Here is a 16,842-nt window from a genome sequence, read left to right as displayed (position 1 = left end):
GAAAAGTAAGGAGATTTTTGAAATGCAATCAGGATTAAACACTGGCTTACAAATTAGTATGTTGGCTTCTGGTTCCACCGGTAACGCCACATTTATTCAATCGGCTCAAAGGAAAATTTTAGTAGACGCTGGGCTTTCTGGCAAAAAAGTTATTGAATTACTCCAATCCATCGGCGTGGATGCCAATGAACTAGATGCCATTTTTGTGACTCATGAACATACGGACCATATTAAAGGTGTCGGCGTGTTGGCGCGGAAATTTCATTTGCCCGTTTATGCCAATGAAGGCACGTGGCAGGCGATGGAACACTCTCTTGGGAAAATTCAGGACAAAGAAATTTTTGAAATGGGTAAAACCATGACGTTTGGTGATATAGATATTGAAAGTTTTGGTGTCAGTCACGATGCGGCGGCGCCACAATTTTATCGTTTCCATAAAGATCAAAAATCTTTTGTGATGCTGACAGACACTGGTTATTGTTCCGATGCGATGCGGGGAATTATTAAAAACGCTGATGCTTATTTAATGGAAAGTAATCATGATTTGGAAATGTTGCGGATGGGAAGTTACCCTTGGCCGTTAAAACAGCGGATATTGGGCGACTATGGTCATTTAAGTAATGATGATGGTGCCGACGTGATGCAAGAAGTATTAGGGGATAAAACAAAACGAATTTATCTAGGGCATTTGTCCCGAGAAAATAATTTAAAAGAAATTGCCCATTTAACGATGGAAAATAATTTACGGGAACACGACTTAGGTGTCGACTATGATTTTAAAGTGTATGATACCGATCCAGAAGAAGCAACACCGTTGTTCTCATTATAAAAAAAGAAGCCGTTGCGGCTTCTTTTTTTTATTCTTTATTCTTCTTTATTGATGGATTTCAATTGAATCTCAAATGTTTTCGGATGTTCCATTAGTTTTAATAAATTTTGCAGCAGGAGGATAATCCAGCTGAAAGCCAGCGCAAAAGCAATCATTTCAAAGGCGGTTAAGGATAAATAGTGAAAGACTTGAAACAAGATATCGCCTAAAATCAACACCGCCGCAATCCCATAAGAAACCCCAAGAAATTCTCGCGTGACATTAGGCAAGAGCCAATAAATGCCAATGATCAAAAGAATAATCATATACACAAGAAAATTCGCTGCTTGATTGTGCAGTTCATGAAGTCGTCCTAAGCCGTTATTTGGAAAAAATCCCACAAGGCCGAGATTAACAGCGGTTAGAGTCAGTAGAATTCGTAATGTGTTTAGCCGCCATGTTTTGGCTTGATATTTTTGCAGGGCGACGAATAAATAATCCACTAGAGCAATCATTAATAAGGCAGAAATCATCAAAGTTAAATTAAATTGCCATGCGTTTTTAGCCTCAGCCGTGCCTAAAAATGAAAAATTTAATTTCCACCAGTGGAGACTGGAATTAGTAATCATGGAAAAACCAACGCCGCCGACAATAACCGCGATTAAGACTTGCAAAATTAAACGGGGGGACAGCGCCAGCGCAAAGTTAATCATGGCGTAATTAATAATCGCCGTAAATAAAGCAAAGAGGGTGGTAGCTGTCCACAAATCAAAAGTCGCCGCTCTAAAAACGATACCCAAAGTCCAGAAAAAAACCATAATCACAAAAGCCAATGCCATAGCAAAAGATAATAAAATTGTCGGGAAATTTCGCCAATAAATATTTTTGGCCGTCGCCGATTGTTCATGGCGCTTTTCTTTAATAAAAAAAGCGGTAAAACAGATCATCCCAAAAATTAATCCTAACAGTAAGACAAAACTAGAAATCGAAATCGTCCCAGTGAGCGGAATCTGAGTGATTTTTTGTTGCCAAAAAAATAAAGCAAAAATAACACTAGCAATAAGGGTAGGAATAATAAACCAGCGCAAAGAAATAGCTTGAATAGCTGTTGGTGACTTGCTCTGGGTTAAATTGATTTTGTCATTGTCTACTGTTAACGAAAAAGGTTTATCTAAATTAATGGGCAGATCATGTAATACTTCTTCAGGGATTTCGAGAAAAAATTTTTTGGACATGGGTAAACTCCTTTACTTCTGATGGTGAATTTTAGTGAACAATACTAAAAAAAGACTTTCAAGGATGAAAGTCGGTAGGAAGGTTTGGCTGTTTTGATTCCTAGTGTTTCAAGTGTAGCGGTTAGGAAAAAAGATAAAATGCTTTCTGACTGCTTTACAGCCATGCACCATTTTTCTATTTTCCTACGCCCCAACCCGCAATTTCTCACATCCTTTTTTTTAAATTCGGTGTATTTCTACTATGCTGCCGGTGTTGGCGTCGGCGGTGAAGGCGTATTGGATGTTTTGGCCGTCTTCAACGCGGTGAATGCCGCCTTGATAAATTTCTTGGGTGATGGCAAATTTGCGGACTTTCTTTTTCGTCGATTCAATCCATGAACCGGTGATGGGTCCTTCTTTCAAAAAAGCATTTTTCACTTTGGCTAAAATTTCTTCGGGCGCTTTTTTGGCTTGCGCTTTTAAAAGCCAAGCGGAATAACTGCCAATCACTGCACCTAAGCCGAGACCAAAAGCCAATCCATTTTTAAAAAGTGCGCTTGTATTTTCTTCAGGCATAATAAATCCTCCCATTAGTGAGTTCTTACCGTTATTGTAGCACAAATTTTTTTAAACGCGAAGAATTTCCGAGTCTTTTGCAACTCACTAAAGAAGCTCAACAACTAGAAGAAAAGCCCGTTTATATGTATAATAGGTAAGAATAATAAGAAAAAGGTGACGATAAAAATGGAAGAAAAAACATTTCAACGGATTAAAGAATTAACTGAACTTCAAGGCACATCAGGTTTTGAGCAAAATGTCCGCACGTATATGGCGGAACATATGGCACCACTTGTGGATAAAATTGAATATGATGGTCTCGGTGGCGTATTCGGTATTCGGGAAAATAAAGACGCGAAAGCTCCAAAAATTATGGTAGCCGCTCATATGGATGAAGTTGGTTTTATGTTAGTGCGCATCAATGATAATGGTTTGTTTAACGTTCAACCTTTAGGCGGATGGAATCCGTATGTCGTTTCTGCACAACGTTTTACTTTGCAAACGGCTAAAGGAAATTATCCAGTAATTTCTTCAAGCGTGCCACCACATTTGTTGCGGGGCTCTAATGGCCAAGGCAATGTGCAAGTGGCTGATATTTTATTTGACGCTGGCTTTTCTTCAAAAGAAGAAGCCGAAAGTTTTGGCGTGCGCCCAGGGGACACGATTGTGCCTGATGTGGAAACAATTTACACTGCGAATCGTAAAAATATTATTAGTAAAGCTTGGGATAATCGTTACGGCAACGTGATGGTGCTTGAAGCTTTAGAAGCTTTGCAAAATACGGAGTTGAAACATACTTTGATTGCCGGTAGTGACGTGCAAGAAGAAGTTGGTTTGCGTGGGGCAAAAGGTGCCGTTCACAAATTCCAACCAGATTTATTTTTTGCAGTAGATTGTTCACCAGCCGATGATATTCACACCAAAAATGGCACATATGGTCATTTAGGTGAGGGAACTTTGATTCGGGTTTTTGATCCAGGAATGATTATGTTAAAAAATATGCGGGACTTTATTTTAGATACCGCTGAAACGAACCATATTCCTTATCAATATTATGTAAGTAAAGGCGGCACGGACGCAACGGCGGCTCATACTTCAAATAACGGCGTGCCATCAACAGTCATTGGCGTACCAGGGCGTTATATTCATACCCATCAAACGATGTTTTCGATTGCTGATTTTGAAGCCGCTCGGGAATTATTGATTAAACTTTTAGAATCTCTTAATCAAAGTACAGTGAATACAATTATTTACGGAAAGTAGGTCCAAGGATTGATTACGCCAAAAAGTTATGAAGAAATTTCCAGCATCATGCAAACGGGCCAAAAAGTTTTCTTTTTTACTGCCAGCTGGTGTGGGGATTGTCATTATATTAAACCGTTTATGTCAGAAATTGAGGCGGATTTTCCTCAATATGATTTTCTAGAAATCGATCGCGATCAATTTTTAGATTTAGCTATTGAGTGGCACATTTTAGGGATTCCGAGCTTTGTTGTTTTACGCGATGGAGCTGAAGTGGCCCGATTAGTAAATAAAGATCGTAAAACAAAAGCTGAAGTGGAAGCATTTTTGCAAAATATCGCTTAAACCCACAATAAAGGAGGAAAAAATTGATTACTGTTTATAATCCGGAAATCGGGGATTGTCTAATTGTGATGTTGGAAAGTGCCGCCGGTCTCGTGGTGGAAAGCGAAACACGGGGCGATGTGACTCGGACATTTACTGAAAATAAAACGGTGGGCTTTAATTTTTTTAAAGTCGCAGAAGCTTTGCATCTAGAAAAAGCGGGGCAAGTTTTTTTAAACGAGCAAGAAGTAGATTTTTTAAATCAACGCTTAGTCAAAGAAAATTTTAAAGAACAATTAGTCGTTGACGACCAACCAAAAATTGTTGTCGGTAAAGTCTTAGAATTAGTGCCACACCCAGATTCTGATCATTTATCCATTACCCAAACGGAAGTCGCTGACGGGAAAATTTTACAAATTGTCTGTGGCGCGCCTAATGTAGCGGCCGGTCAAAAAGTCGTTGCGGCTTTGCCTGGTGCTTTAATGCCTGACGGGACCGCCATTTTTCCTGGCGTTTTGCGAGGCGTCGAAAGTTTTGGTATGCTTTGTTCCGCTCGCGAGTTAGGGATTCCTAATGCGCCAAAAGAAAAAGGGATTTTGATTTTGCCAGAAGCAGCGGTTGTCGGTCAAGCTTATCCCAATACAAGAAGCTAAAAAATAAACACTTGAAGTTAAAGTAAAATGAAAAAGTTAGCCAAAGGAGGAGAATTATGGGGAAAATTCGCATTCAAAACTTAAAATTTTATACGTATAATGGTGTCTTGCCGGAAGAAAAAAAATTGGGCCAACCAATTGCGATTGATCTGGAATTGACGGTGCCAATTGAAAATCCTGGCCGAACCGATCAAGTCGGAGATACTGTCAGTTACGCCGAGGTTAACGCGCAAGTGGCGGAGTTTGTTAAGAGCCACTCGTATAATTTGATGGAAAGTTTAGTAGTGGGTATTTTAGATTTAATTGAAAAACTTTTTGACAAAGTAGAAGTCGCGACGGTCAAAATCCGCAAATTTTCCGTTCCGATGGCTGGCATTTATGATTATATCGAAATCGAAGAAACGAGAAATTTCAAGAAATGAAAGGTTACATTGCATTAGGTAGCAATCTAGGCGATCGGCTGAAAAATTTACAAACCGCCCGTGACTATTTATTAGCTGCGGGTATTGAAGTTTTAGCGCAATCGGCAATCTATGAAACAAAAGCGTATGGCGTGACGGATCAAGCTGATTTTTTAAATGCTGTTTTGGCCGTTGAAACTTTTTTTGCGCCACTGGATTTATTGGCGGAAACGCAAAAAATAGAACAGACAATGGGTCGCGTCAAATTATATCGCTGGGGACCACGCAATATTGATTTGGATATTTTATTGTTAGGGGAAATTTCCATGGTGACGCCATCGCTAAACTTGCCGCATATTGAGTTAACGAAGCGGAGTTTTGTCTTAATTCCACTGGCGGATGTTTACAGTGAAAAATTATTACTTGGTGAAACCATCGAAAAATGGATTCAGCAATCAGGAAATGCCCAAGAAGTAAAAAAATGGGGAGGTGCCACATGGTAGAGCAAAAAAATTTCGATTCAGAAAAAGCAGTTGATCAAGAAAAAACAGTCGATCAAGAAAAAATTGTGCAAGCAGTGAAAATGATTTTAGAAGCGGTAGGCGAAGATGTGAATCGCCCCGGCTTATTAGAAACTCCTCAGCGAGTGGCGCGCATGTACACGGAAGTTTTTTCCGGCTTGCAAGGTGAATTTTCTGATTACAAATTATTTCCCACCAAAAATGTCGATGATTTAGTAGTCGTTGAAGATATTGATTTTTATTCCATGTGTGAACACCACCTGTTGCCTTTTTTTGGGACGGTCACAGTAGGTTACATTCCTACAAATGGCCAAGTTTTGGGCTTAAGCAAATTTCCGCGACTTGTTCAACATGTGGCCTCGCGCCCGTCTGTTCAAGAAGATTTAACAGCGGAACTCGCCGATTTACTGAACCAACATGTGCCAAATGATGGGGTAGTCGTTTTAGTTAAAGCTCGGCACTTATGTATGACAATGCGGGGCATTAAAACACCAGAAGCCGTGACTACGACGATTCATTTTTCGAAAAATTTCCCAGAAAATAAAAAAAGCGAATTTTGGCAAGCCATCAAATGATTAAAGAAATCATTGTGGCAACTAGTAATCCGCAAAAATTAAATGAATTTAAGCGGGCATTTCCAGAAATTTCTTTTGTGACAGCAAGCAGCATTTGTGACGCAAAAGCGCCGGCAGAAAAAGCCAACAGTTACCAAGAAAATGCGCTGGAAAAAGCTCGTTTTTTTAGTCAGCTCCTCGGCAAGCCAGTTTTAGGTGATGATGGAGGGTTGGAATTAGCAGCGATCCCTAATAAATTAGGACTTTTTACAAGCCGGAGTTTACACGGTACTGAGCGTCAAATGAACTTGCAGATTTTGGAATTATTAAAAGATCAAAAAGATAAGCGGGCGCTTTTGACAGCAAGTCTAGTCTATTATGTGGATCCAAAAACCATTTTTACCGCGGAAAAATCTTTAGCCGGCGAAATTGTTGAACCAAAAGGAAAATTAGGATTTGGTTTTTCAGAAGTTTTTTATATAGCAGCATTTCGGCAAACACTCGGCCAAATGAATTTAACGCGACAAAACGAATTAAGCCCGCGGGTGCAAGCTTTAAAAAACATTTTGCCACAAGTGGAGGAAAGGCCATGAATTTTAAACAACCTAATCAAATCATGGGCATCGTCAATGTTACGCCGGATTCATTTTCTGACGGGGGGCAATTTATTTCTGCAGAAAAAGCCGTCGAGCACGCCCAACAATTAATTATCCAAGGGGCCGATTATTTGGATTTAGGTGGTCAATCGACCCGCCCAGGTTATGAAGAAATTGACGAAGAAATTGAGCTGGCGCGTGTTTTGCCAGTTTTAAAAAAAATTCGCGCCAAAACGACACTGCCAATTTCCATTGATACTTATTTTCCCAAAGTCGCTGAAGCTTGTTTAGCTGAAGGGGCTGATATCATTAACGATATTCACGGTTTGGAAAATCCGGCCATGATTGAAGTTTTAAAAAAATTTCCAGAAGCGAATGTGGTAGTGATGCACTCCAAAAAAAGACGGAATCTACCGTTAGTTGACGACTTGCAACAATTTTTTGCAGCTAAAAAAGAACTTCTTTTAGCAAATGAAATTGATCTTGCGCGGGTTTGCTTTGATCCAGGTGTGGGTTTTGGCAAAACGGTAGCCGAAAATATTTTTTTAATGCAGCAACCAAATCTTTTTCGCGTAGATGATTTCCCGTTACTTTATGGGGTTTCCCGTAAGCGCACAATCGGTGTAATGAGTGGCGAAAAAATTGCCGAAAATCGCGATGTTGCCAGTGTGACCGCCGCACTTTTTTTATTGAACCAAGGGGTAGAAATAGTCAGAGTCCACAATGTGTTAGCAATGAAACAAGCAATTGATGTTTGGCAACAACTAAACAATTAAACAATTAAATAACGAAAAAACGAATGAAGCGTAATCGCCTCATTCGTTTTTATTTTATAATAAATTTCGTTCTTGATACCATTGTTCTGGTTGCCAAATCCATTGGTGCCCATCTTTTTCCAATAGCTCAAAGCTAGCTTCTGGTCCCATGGCACGCGCTGGATAAAGATTTACCGGACAATTATTTTCGATAAATCCTTCTTTGATAGCATCGACAATCCGCCAAGATTGCGCCACTTCATCCCAGTGAGTGAAATTCATGGAATCGCCATTTAAAGCATCCAACAATAATTTTTCGTAAGCTTCAGGGGAGTTACTTGTCAGCTCTTCAGAGTTGCGATAGTCTAGTTTAATCGGACGAATCAAATATTCTGGCCCAATTTCTTTCCCATTCATCAGCAGTGAAAATCCTTCAGTTGGCTGAATATAAATCGTTAAAATATTTTGACCGAGTCCAGCTGTTGTTTGAAATAAATCGACAGGCAAATTTTTAAAGACAATATTAATTCGCGTCCCACGTTCAGTTAGACGCTTGCCGGTGCGGATGTAAAAGGGAACGCCGGCCCAACGATAATTATCAATGGAAAATTTCCCAGCGACAAAAGTTTCCGTTTGGGAATCTGGGGCAACATTTTCTTCTTGACGATAGGCCAAAAATTGATTGTCGCCTAAATGTCCACTGTCGTATTGACCGAAAACAAAATCTTCGGCAACTTCTTTTGGTTCAAGAATTTTAACAGCCGAAAGAACTTTCACTTTTTCAGCGCGAATTTCTTCAGGAGCAAAACGAGTCGGCACTTCCATGGCTAATAAAGCTAAAACTTGCAAGACGTGGTTTTGAACCATATCTTTTAAGGCGCCAGCGTGCTCATAATAGTTGCCACGGTTTTCCACGCCCAACTCTTCAGCAAAAGTGATTTGGACGTTTTCAATCGAGTCGCGATTCCACAATTTTTCAAATAATGGATTGGCAAAGCGCACCGCAGCGATATTTTGAATCATTTCCTTACCTAAGTAGTGATCAATTCGAAAAATTTCTTTTTCAGGGAAAACGGCGCGAATTTCTTCATTTAATTGCTCCGCACTTTTTAAATCGGTGCCGAACGGTTTTTCAATCACCAGCCGATTAAAGCCGGGTGCTAAAATTTCTTCAGATTTGAGGTGTTGGGTAATGGTGCCAAAAAATTGCGGCGCCATCGCCAAATAATACAAATAATTGCTGTCACATTGATATTGTTGATTTAACTTTTCAGCCAATTTTTTTAAGGTGACATAATGCTCGGAATCATTGACGTTGTGGGATTGATAGTAAAAATGTTGCGCAAACTCGTCCACTTCAGCTTTTTCTCCAATATCACCTAGAGATTCACTAATCACTTGGCGAAAATGTTCATCGGTCCAAGGCCGACGCGCGGTACCAATCACGGCAAAATGCTGATTTAATTCCTTTTTTTGAAATAATCGAAAAAGAGACGGATACAATTTCCGTTGAGCTAAATCTCCGGTGGCGCCAAATAAGATGATTAATGCTGATTTTTCCATACTGTTCCCCTCTTTGAAATGAAATTCTTTACGATAAAATCTTTGTCATGAAGGTCTTGAAAATTTTAATGTAATAATGAAAAATTAAACTTGTTCCACTGGTTCGACAAAAATTGTGCTGGCAGTTTTGTGGCGCAAATAAATTTTTTTGTGGTCATTGGCCAAAGTCACCGGCCCTTCGTCTGCTTGAAGTTCAGCGATTGTATAAACATCATTTAACGAAACATTGAGACCGACTAAGTAATCTAGCAAATCCTTTTCGTCTAGCACCCGGGCGATACGAATCGTGGTGCCAACCGGAAAATCAACAATCGTTTTGCGTTTTTGTTCATGAAGGTTTTCTTGAAATTTAGGAATAATGCCGCCGTGAGGACAAGCCGTTGGGAAATCTAAAAATTTTTCCAAACGATTAGCCAACTGATCGCTAGTCACATGTTCCAAAACTTCGGCTTCTTCGTGGACATCGTTAAAAGTATAGTGCAATTTTTCCTCTAAAAAAACTTCCCATAAACGATGCTTGCGCACCAAGGAGCTGGCCCGTTGTAAACCTGATGAAGTAAGCTGGACCCCTTGATATGGCGTGTGGGCGACTAGATTTTCTTTCACCAACTTCGTCAACATCTCTGAAACAGACGCCGCCGATACAGCTAGGCCGGCAACAATTTGTTTATTATTAATTTTTTGGGTGTCGCCCCCTAATTCTAAAATTAGTTTCAAATAATCTTCGCGGTTTGGCGTCATGTGCTGCACTCCTTTTTTAATCTTCATTATAGTTTAGCATAATTTTTTTCAAATGGCGCTTTCCTTGATTAGAAAAATTTTTCCGCCAAAGTAATTCGTTGCACCAAATCAATTTTCATGATATTATTGGTCTATACCAAGACAAGTGAGGGATAAATTATGAAAATTTTAGTGGTGGATAATGCGCAAGCTGGCGGACAAAAAGCTTTTCAAATGATTGAAGAAGCAATGGAACACGGAGCAAAAGTTTTAGGACTCGCAACAGGTTCCACACCAATCGCTTTATATCAAGCAATGACCGAAAGTGCCGTGAATTTTTCTGAGATGACTTCAGTAAATTTAGACGAATATGTTGGTTTATCGGGAGAAGATTCCCAAAGCTATCGTCATTTTATGGAAGAACAATTATTTAGCAAAAAACCATTTAAAGAAACATTCGTGCCAAATGGAAAAGCGGAAAATATTAAGGCGGAATGCACGCGATACGACGAAGTGATCGCCGCACATCCCGTTGATGTGCAAATTTTAGGAATCGGCCGCAACGGTCATATTGGTTTTAACGAACCCGATACTTCATTTGCCTCCAAAACCCACCAAGTACAATTGACCGACTCAACCATCGAAGCCAACACGCGCTTTTTTGAAAAAGAAGAAGATGTGCCAACGCAAGCCATCTCCATGGGAATTGCTTCAATTATGGCAGGCAAAGAAATTATTTTGATGGCTTATGGAAAAGACAAAGCCGAAGCCATCCGCGCAACAGTCCAAGGTCCCGTGACTGAAGATGTGCCGGCAAGTGTTTTGCAAAATCATCCACACGTGACGGTTATTTTAGATGCCGACGCTGCAAGCTTGTTAACTCAAAAATAAAATCAAAATCACCTGAAAGAACTCTGGCAAATCATGCAGAGTTTTTTTGTTTTGTTAATTTTTTTCAACCTTTTTAGCGGTGGAAAAAAGCTGTGTCTAGCTGAACAAATAAAATTTTTGAAATCCAAAATCAAGCTTCAAAAAATTTTCCTAATTCACTACGCCACAAAACGCTTTTTTTCAACCTTTTACTTAACGGATATTTTTGTGACGTGGTAGAATAGAGCTAACGAGTAGGAGGTGGGAAATGAAGAAGAAAGCATGGCCATTTGTAGTGGGTGCGTCGATTTTAGGATTGGCGGCAGGCTTAGTGGCGAAAAAAAAATTACCAGATAAAAAAGAAGCACATCCGGAAAAATTTATCGGTCATTTCGAATTTACAATTCCCAAACCAAATGCTATCCACCATTTGCATGTTGACCAACAGTATCGGATTTTCATTAACCGGCAACACGTTTCCGGCGCCTTGCAAGAGTTATCCAATGATCAATTAGTTTGGCAAGATGAATTTGGCTTTCAAATTAAAATTATTGCCGATAATAATGGACCGGTGTCGATTTACGATGAGGCCGATGATCAAACGTATTTACTGACGAGAAATAAAAAAAATTAGGCTTTTGTGCAAAAAACTTCACTGCTTTTTAGGCAGTTGGCCGAAGTTTTGCCAAAGCCTTTTTTTGTCTTCTCAAAAAGTTTTTCAACGGTATAATGGAGGTATTGTCTTAAGGAGGAAAAAAATGAAAATGCCCCAGTTTTACACAGCATTGGATGCCAAGAAACGCTATGTTTTAAAATGCTGTTATTATGTTTTTGCCGTTAACGGTTTGTATGGAATGATTATGGGTTCTTTGTTGCCGTACATTTCTAGCGCGTACCATTTGAGTGATACCGTCGCCGGCTCACTCTTGTCAGCGCACTATGTCGGAAATTTATTGGCGAGTTTTATTGCCGGTATTTTGCCACTTTATTTAGGTCGCAAGCGGTCGGTGATTTTTTTAAGTAGTTTTGTGACGGCCGGATTTTTGCTAATGATCACCACTGGCAATCCGTTTTTACTGATTTTGTCGTTTTTATTCACTGGATTAAGTCGCGGCAGTATTTCTAATTTTAATAATTCAGTCGTAAATGAAATCTCCAATTCTTCAGCTTCAGCATTGAGTTTTCTTCACAGCATTTTTGCCATTGGAGCTCTATTGGCGCCATATTTAGTCATCGCTGCGGTGCAATTATTGGGCTTTGACGGTTGGAAAATGAGCGGCGTAGTTATTATTATTTTAACGCTGATTTCTCTATTTTTATTTTCCAAAATGGAAATGCCTGAAGTAAAACAAAAAGTGAAAGTTAAAGCAAACTATACTTTTTTGCGGGAGAAAAAGTTTTGGATTTTAGCCGGGCTGTTATTTTTTTACATGTGCGGCGAATCAACAATTAACGGTTGGTTAGTCAAATATTTTGTGGACGCTGAAATTTTGACAATCGGTTATGCGCAATTTTTGGCTTCATTGTTATGGATTGGCGTTTTAATCGGACGCTTATCAGTGTCAGCTTTTGGTGATCGTTTTGCCAAGAAAAAAATATTGCTGTGGTTAACTTTAGGAATGACAGTGTTTTTTGCAATTTTATTGGTGGGTCGGACACCAATTATCATTACGGTGGCGATTTTCGGCTTAGGTTTAACGATGGCCGGCGTGTATCCCACGACGATTGCCGCGGCCGGAGGATTTATTAAAGAATTTCCCATGGCGATGGGGACTTTATTAGTGATTTCGGGATTAGGATCAATTATGATGCCGATGATTACTGGCGCAATGTCCGATCGCTGGGGGATTTTTTACGGAATGGCAGCAATCATCGTCGCCTTAGCAGCGACAATTCTCTGTGTTATTGGGTACGGAAGAACGGAAAAATAAAAAAAGAAAAAGTGGCACTCAAAAATAAATTTTGAGTGCCACTTTTTTGTGGGAATTTCTACAACTTTATTGACGGTGTATTTTGTCCAGTAGTTAGGGAAATAGATGAAATGCCTTATGACTGCTTTGCAGTCATACACCATTTCCCTGATTTTCTACACTGCTTAGCGGTCAAAATACAACCTTGTTTTACGGTGTCTCAAAGCCTGCGCTTAGGAAATTAGACAAAATGCCTTCAGTCAGCAAGCTGACTTACACCATTTCCCTAAATTTCTACAGCGCAAATCGGCTTTTCGACATCCTTGTTTTACCAAATGGCGATGCGTTTTTCTGGGGCTAGGTACATGGCGTCGTTTTTGGTGATGTTAAAGGTGGTGTAAAATTCCTTGAGATTTTTGACTTGGAGATTGGCTCGTAATTTGGCTGGGCCGTGGACGTCGAAGGATAACAACATTTGTTGATAAGCTAGCGTTGATTTTGTCCGCCAAATAGTTGCCCAGTTGACAAAAAAGTCATCTAAAGCAGGCTTTTCTTCTTCTTTCAAAGCTTCTAAGGCGCAGCTTAGCCCACCAGCATCGGCGATGTTTTCAGAAACTGTTAAACGGCCATTAACTTTGCCGGCTGGGGTTTCTTGGCCTTCAAAAGCTGCGACCATTTTTTCAGCCAACGTTTTAAAATGAGCCAAATCTTTTTCAGTCCACCAATTATTTAAATTCCCATGTTCATCAAATTGGGCGCCGTTATTATCAAAAGCGTGGGAAATTTCGTGCGCGATCACAGCTCCGATACCGCCGTAATTAGCAGCAGAAGATTGTTTAATTGAATAAAAAGGTGCTTGCAAAATGGCTGCGGGAAAGACGATTTCATTTTGAGAAGGAGAGTAGTAGGCGTTCACCACATTGGCGCTCATGCCCCAGCGAGATTTGTCAACGGGTTGATGCCATTCAGCCAAGTTTTTGGCAATGAAAACTTTGGTAAATGCTTGCGTATTATCCAACAAAGATGATTTGCTAACGACTAATTTGTCAAAAACAGCAGGGACTTCATCAGGGAAACCAACTTTAATAGTAATGGCGTTCAATTTCTCCACGGCTTTTTCGCGGGTATTTTCACTTAACCAAGTATTTTCGCTCAAACGTTTTTGATACACGCCAATCATTTTTTTTACCATGGACAAGACGTCAGCTTTAGCCGCTTCGCCAAAATATTTATGGCCATAATAATCGCCAACTACTTGGTCGAATAGACTCGTTGCCAAATAATAAGCTGATTTTTCTGGAGAAGAGGCTTCTTTTTTGCCAGAAAGTGCGCGGCTATAAGTGCCGGCTAATTGACGAAATTCTTCCGTAGTTAACCCAGCTAAACTAATAGCGGTGCGAACAGTGAGCCATGATTTTAAATTACTGAAATTTTCTTCATTAACTAATTCATCTAAATGGGCAAAGAAAATCGGTTCTTCTACAATCACGGTATCAATTTCTTCGCCGATTAATGCGGGCAACAATTGAGCCAAATCAATATTTTTACTGTTGGCGACAAATGTTTTAAAATCTTGCGGATTGTATGATTTCGCATATTCTGCCGATTCTTCATGACTTTTAACAAAAGGCACGAGAGATGAATCAAATTCGAGCGTTCCCTGGGCTAATTTTTCTGCTTCTTCCGTTGTTCGGCCGAGTTTTTCAAACATCGCCACCACCATTTGTCGATAAATGGCTAAGAGTTGATCTCGGTTAGGATTTTCTTCCGCATAAGAGGTTTTATCTGGTAAAATAAGACCAGGAGCTGCTACATAAAGCGCGTTAATCTCGGCGTTTTTCATATCAGGTTGCACGCCTAATTGGAATGGTGTTGGCAAATCGCCAAAGAAAAAATCAGGCAAGGCTTGATTTAAATCAGCCAAGTTTTCCAAATTTTCCACTCGATCTAAGTAAGGTTGTAAAGGAGCTACGCCTTCTGTTTCTCGGCGTGAAAAGTCTTTAGCTAATTGATAAAATTTCAAAAATTCTTTTTGGCGAGGATCGTCGACATTTTTTTCATCGAGAAGTGCAAAGTCTTTCATTAATAGTTTTTCGATATCGTCAACTAAGTCATTGAATCCGCCGGTGGCACTTTTGTCGCCTGGAATGACGGCCGTTTCAATCCATTTTCCGTTGACCGCTTCATAAAAATCTTGGGGTACTTCTTTTACATCGATACTCATCCAATCACTCCTTAAATAAAATGAATCCGAAAAATTTCAAATTTTTTCTAGAATAAATACAATCCAAAATTTTTCGTTACCAGTAGTATAACGCAAATTCTTAAAAAAAGAAGGGAAATAAATGAATTATCCAAATATTCACATGGCCACTTTTTTAGCTCGACCGAATCGTTTTGTGGCCCAGTGCCAATTAGCGGCGGAAACTGTCACGGTCCATGTAAAAAATACCGGACGCGGCGCGGAAGTTTTTTTGCCAGGAGTTGAGGTGGGCTTAGTCTATGATGCCAATCCCAAACGAAAAACCCATTATGACTTGGTGACTATTAAAAAAGACCAGACTTGGTTTAATATTGATAGTCAATTACCTAATAATTTAGTGGATGAAGGTTTGAAAACTGGTGTAATTTCTCTTCCTGGCATGTCTCAACTGACTAAAATCAAACGCGAAGTGACGTATCTTCATTCGAAATTTGATTTTTATTTGGAAGACGATCAAGGTCAAAAAGCTTTTTTGGAGGTCAAAGGGATGACCTTAGAAAAAAATCATATTGGAGCTTTTCCCGATGCACCAACACTTCGCGGCTTAAAACATGTGGAAGAATTACGCATAGCCCAACAAGACGGCTTTAAAACGTTTGTCGTTTTTATTGCTCAAGCGGAATCGATTTTTTTAGGAACAATTTTTCAAGACCGTCAGCCCGATTTGCAACAAGCCATTCAAATGGCCCAAGCAGGTGGGACGCAGGTTCTATGTTATAATTGTCATGTTACTGTTGGGGGAATTTCTTTAAAGGAGCAAATTCCCTTTCAATTAGATTATCTTTTTAAAGAATAAGCAAATGAAATAAAATAAATAACGAAGCATCAAAATAAAAAAACAAAAATCAGTAAAAATTAAGGAGGAAAATCATGCGATTAGGTGTAATTGGAACAGGTAGTATTACTAAGCAATTTATTGAAGCGGCGCAAACAACCGGTCATTATCAACTTGCAGCCGTCTATTCTCGCAGTAAAAAAAAGGCCACGGCATTTGCTACAGAGTTTTCAGCAGGACATAGGCCCGCGGTGGGTTTTTCGGATTTGCCGGACTTTTTGGCAAGTGAGGTAGAAGTGGTCTATATTGCCTCGCCCAATAGTGTCCATTTTGCTCAAGCGAAAGCAGCCCTCCTTGCTGGAAAAAATATTATTGTGGAAAAGCCGGCATTTTCTACGCCACACGAAATGTCAGAAATTATTCATCTAGCAGCCACACGAGGCTTGTTTTATTTTGAGGCCGCGCGCCATATTCACGAACCAGGATTTGAAAAATTACAAAGTTCAATGCCCACAGCTAACAAAATTGTCGGTGCCGATTTTACTTATGCTAAATATTCTTCCCGCTACGATGCCGTTTTAGCCGGTGAAGAACCGAATATTTTTTCACCAAAATTTTCCGGGGGAGCGTTGATGGATTTAGGCGTGTATTTAGTTTATGCCGCGGTGAGTTTATTTGGCAGTCCGGAAGAAAGTTTTTATCGGTACCAAAAAGTTGCCACCGGCGTTGATGGGCGGGGGACGGCGCTCTTACGTTATGATCATTTTGATGTTACTTTACATTGTGGAAAAATTAATGATGCCACTACGTCTAATGAAATTTACACCACGGCCGGCACTATTTTTACACCGACGATTACGGGAATTGAAGAAGTGTCGCATTTTGAGCGGACGAGTCAAACGACAACTACCAACAAGATTACACTGGCCGATAATCCCATGGTTTATGAAGCAAATCGCTTTGCGGAAATGATGAACAACCCGGACGATTTTCAGTTGGGGCAACAATATGAAGAACTGGTGGAATTATCCCGCCAAGTAAATTTCGTTTTGACACGATTGCGCCATAATTCAGGCTTAATCTTTGCAGCTGATATGCCAAAAGACTAACTAAAA

General features: G+C 39.8%; 19 protein-coding genes. 14 read left to right on the top strand and 5 right to left on the bottom strand.

The window, feature by feature from the left end; translation table 11 throughout:
* Window positions 1-22: 22 nt before the first annotated feature.
* Window positions 23-829: an MBL fold metallo-hydrolase gene (locus BQ5341_RS09890; protein ID WP_071131817.1), complete on the top strand. Its 807-nt coding sequence runs from the start codon at window positions 23-25 to the stop codon at window positions 827-829.
* A 35-nt stretch (window positions 830-864) separates the two neighbouring features.
* Here BQ5341_RS09890 and BQ5341_RS09885 read toward each other — a convergent pair whose 3' ends face one another.
* Both BQ5341_RS09885 and BQ5341_RS09880 read right to left on the bottom strand, forming a co-directional pair.
* On the bottom strand, window positions 865-2,043 hold the full coding sequence (locus tag BQ5341_RS09885; RefSeq protein ID WP_071131816.1) for a DUF998 domain-containing protein: 1,179 nt from the start codon (window positions 2,041-2,043) through the stop codon (window positions 865-867).
* Window positions 2,044-2,262: 219 nt separating this feature from the next.
* Window positions 2,263-2,598 (bottom strand): hypothetical protein, encoded by a 336-nt coding sequence (locus BQ5341_RS09880; RefSeq protein ID WP_071131815.1) that lies wholly within the window; start codon window positions 2,596-2,598, stop codon window positions 2,263-2,265.
* A 168-nt stretch (window positions 2,599-2,766) separates the two neighbouring features.
* On the opposite strand from BQ5341_RS09880, the gene pepA reads away from it, so the two are divergent.
* The 8 genes from pepA to folP are packed head-to-tail and all read left to right on the top strand — an operon-like array spanning window position 2,767 to window position 7,647.
* Window positions 2,767-3,843, top strand: a complete 1,077-nt coding sequence (gene pepA / locus BQ5341_RS09875; protein ID WP_071131814.1) for a glutamyl aminopeptidase — start codon at window positions 2,767-2,769, stop codon at window positions 3,841-3,843.
* 9 nt (window positions 3,844-3,852) lie between these two features.
* Window positions 3,853-4,167 (top strand): thioredoxin family protein, encoded by a 315-nt coding sequence (locus BQ5341_RS09870; protein ID WP_071131813.1) that lies wholly within the window; start codon window positions 3,853-3,855, stop codon window positions 4,165-4,167.
* A gap of 23 nt (window positions 4,168-4,190) precedes the next feature.
* Window positions 4,191-4,799, top strand: coding sequence for a YtpR family tRNA-binding protein (gene ytpR / locus BQ5341_RS09865; RefSeq protein ID WP_071131812.1), 609 nt, complete (start codon window positions 4,191-4,193; stop codon window positions 4,797-4,799).
* Between the two features lie 56 nt (window positions 4,800-4,855).
* Window positions 4,856-5,221, top strand: coding sequence for a dihydroneopterin aldolase (gene folB, locus BQ5341_RS09860; protein ID WP_071131811.1), 366 nt, complete (start codon window positions 4,856-4,858; stop codon window positions 5,219-5,221).
* Window positions 5,218-5,703, top strand: a complete 486-nt coding sequence (gene folK, locus BQ5341_RS09855) for a 2-amino-4-hydroxy-6-hydroxymethyldihydropteridine diphosphokinase (protein WP_071131810.1) — start codon at window positions 5,218-5,220, stop codon at window positions 5,701-5,703. Before folB ends, folK begins: the two co-directional genes overlap by 4 nt.
* A complete protein-coding gene (gene folE, locus BQ5341_RS09850; RefSeq protein WP_071131809.1) occupies window positions 5,697-6,296 on the top strand; it encodes a GTP cyclohydrolase I FolE in 600 nt (199 codons plus the stop codon). Before folK ends, folE begins: the two co-directional genes overlap by 7 nt.
* On the top strand, window positions 6,293-6,868 hold the full coding sequence (locus BQ5341_RS09845) for a non-canonical purine NTP pyrophosphatase (protein ID WP_071131808.1): 576 nt from the start codon (window positions 6,293-6,295) through the stop codon (window positions 6,866-6,868). Before folE ends, BQ5341_RS09845 begins: the two co-directional genes overlap by 4 nt.
* Window positions 6,865-7,647: a dihydropteroate synthase gene (folP, locus tag BQ5341_RS09840; protein WP_071131807.1), complete on the top strand. Its 783-nt coding sequence runs from the start codon at window positions 6,865-6,867 to the stop codon at window positions 7,645-7,647. Before BQ5341_RS09845 ends, folP begins: the two co-directional genes overlap by 4 nt.
* A gap of 54 nt (window positions 7,648-7,701) precedes the next feature.
* Here the strand turns inward: folP and zwf are convergent, their stop codons facing one another.
* The gene (gene zwf / locus BQ5341_RS09835) at window positions 7,702-9,189 is read right to left on the bottom strand and encodes a glucose-6-phosphate dehydrogenase (protein ID WP_071131806.1); all 1,488 of its coding nucleotides are present in this window, start codon (window positions 9,187-9,189) and stop codon (window positions 7,702-7,704) included.
* 84 nt (window positions 9,190-9,273) lie between these two features.
* Complete coding sequence (locus BQ5341_RS09830; protein ID WP_071131805.1) at window positions 9,274-9,930, bottom strand: metal-dependent transcriptional regulator; 657 nt, start codon at window positions 9,928-9,930, stop codon at window positions 9,274-9,276.
* 159 nt (window positions 9,931-10,089) lie between these two features.
* On the opposite strand from BQ5341_RS09830, the gene nagB reads away from it, so the two are divergent.
* The 3 genes from nagB to BQ5341_RS09810 all read left to right on the top strand — a co-directional run bounded on the left by nagB (window position 10,090) and on the right by BQ5341_RS09810 (window position 12,710).
* On the top strand, window positions 10,090-10,800 hold the full coding sequence (gene nagB, locus BQ5341_RS09825) for a glucosamine-6-phosphate deaminase (protein WP_071131804.1): 711 nt from the start codon (window positions 10,090-10,092) through the stop codon (window positions 10,798-10,800).
* Window positions 10,801-11,047: 247 nt separating this feature from the next.
* A complete protein-coding gene (locus BQ5341_RS09815) occupies window positions 11,048-11,413 on the top strand; it encodes a DUF4828 domain-containing protein (RefSeq protein ID WP_071131802.1) in 366 nt (121 codons plus the stop codon).
* 124 nt (window positions 11,414-11,537) lie between these two features.
* Window positions 11,538-12,710, top strand: a complete 1,173-nt coding sequence (locus tag BQ5341_RS09810; RefSeq protein WP_071131801.1) for an MFS transporter — start codon at window positions 11,538-11,540, stop codon at window positions 12,708-12,710.
* A 307-nt stretch (window positions 12,711-13,017) separates the two neighbouring features.
* Here the strand turns inward: BQ5341_RS09810 and BQ5341_RS09805 are convergent, their stop codons facing one another.
* Entirely contained in the window at window positions 13,018-14,907 is a 1,890-nt protein-coding gene (locus tag BQ5341_RS09805) for a M13 family metallopeptidase (RefSeq protein ID WP_071131945.1), read from the bottom strand.
* A gap of 127 nt (window positions 14,908-15,034) precedes the next feature.
* Between BQ5341_RS09805 and sfsA the strand changes: the two genes are divergently transcribed.
* Both sfsA and BQ5341_RS09795 read left to right on the top strand, forming a co-directional pair.
* On the top strand, window positions 15,035-15,748 hold the full coding sequence (gene sfsA, locus BQ5341_RS09800) for a DNA/RNA nuclease SfsA (RefSeq protein ID WP_071131800.1): 714 nt from the start codon (window positions 15,035-15,037) through the stop codon (window positions 15,746-15,748).
* Window positions 15,749-15,819: 71 nt separating this feature from the next.
* Complete coding sequence (locus BQ5341_RS09795; protein WP_071131799.1) at window positions 15,820-16,836, top strand: Gfo/Idh/MocA family protein; 1,017 nt, start codon at window positions 15,820-15,822, stop codon at window positions 16,834-16,836.
* The last annotated feature ends 6 nt before the right edge of the window (window positions 16,837-16,842 follow it).

It is taken from the genome of Enterococcus timonensis, assembly GCF_900104595.1.
GTDB lineage: Bacteria > Bacillota > Bacilli > Lactobacillales > Enterococcaceae > Enterococcus_J > Enterococcus_J timonensis.
Note: the sequence above shows the minus strand (reverse complement) of the source record. Positions and strands in the feature narration are given on the sequence as shown.

Coding starts and splice junctions, on each gene's coding strand:
- BQ5341_RS09890 (WP_071131817.1), top strand. CDS start 23: ATGCAATCAGGATTAAACACTGGCTTACAAATTAGTATGTTGGCTTCT.
- BQ5341_RS09885 (WP_071131816.1), bottom strand. CDS start 2,043: ATGTCCAAAAAATTTTTTCTCGAAATCCCTGAAGAAGTATTACATGAT.
- BQ5341_RS09880 (WP_071131815.1), bottom strand. CDS start 2,598: ATGCCTGAAGAAAATACAAGCGCACTTTTTAAAAATGGATTGGCTTTT.
- pepA (WP_071131814.1), top strand. CDS start 2,767: ATGGAAGAAAAAACATTTCAACGGATTAAAGAATTAACTGAACTTCAA.
- folB (WP_071131811.1), top strand. CDS start 4,856: ATGGGGAAAATTCGCATTCAAAACTTAAAATTTTATACGTATAATGGT.
- folK (WP_071131810.1), top strand. CDS start 5,218: ATGAAAGGTTACATTGCATTAGGTAGCAATCTAGGCGATCGGCTGAAA.
- folE (WP_071131809.1), top strand. CDS start 5,697: ATGGTAGAGCAAAAAAATTTCGATTCAGAAAAAGCAGTTGATCAAGAA.
- BQ5341_RS09845 (WP_071131808.1), top strand. CDS start 6,293: ATGATTAAAGAAATCATTGTGGCAACTAGTAATCCGCAAAAATTAAAT.
- folP (WP_071131807.1), top strand. CDS start 6,865: ATGAATTTTAAACAACCTAATCAAATCATGGGCATCGTCAATGTTACG.
- zwf (WP_071131806.1), bottom strand. CDS start 9,189: ATGGAAAAATCAGCATTAATCATCTTATTTGGCGCCACCGGAGATTTA.
- BQ5341_RS09830 (WP_071131805.1), bottom strand. CDS start 9,930: ATGACGCCAAACCGCGAAGATTATTTGAAACTAATTTTAGAATTAGGG.
- nagB (WP_071131804.1), top strand. CDS start 10,090: ATGAAAATTTTAGTGGTGGATAATGCGCAAGCTGGCGGACAAAAAGCT.
- BQ5341_RS09815 (WP_071131802.1), top strand. CDS start 11,048: ATGAAGAAGAAAGCATGGCCATTTGTAGTGGGTGCGTCGATTTTAGGA.
- BQ5341_RS09810 (WP_071131801.1), top strand. CDS start 11,538: ATGAAAATGCCCCAGTTTTACACAGCATTGGATGCCAAGAAACGCTAT.
- sfsA (WP_071131800.1), top strand. CDS start 15,035: ATGAATTATCCAAATATTCACATGGCCACTTTTTTAGCTCGACCGAAT.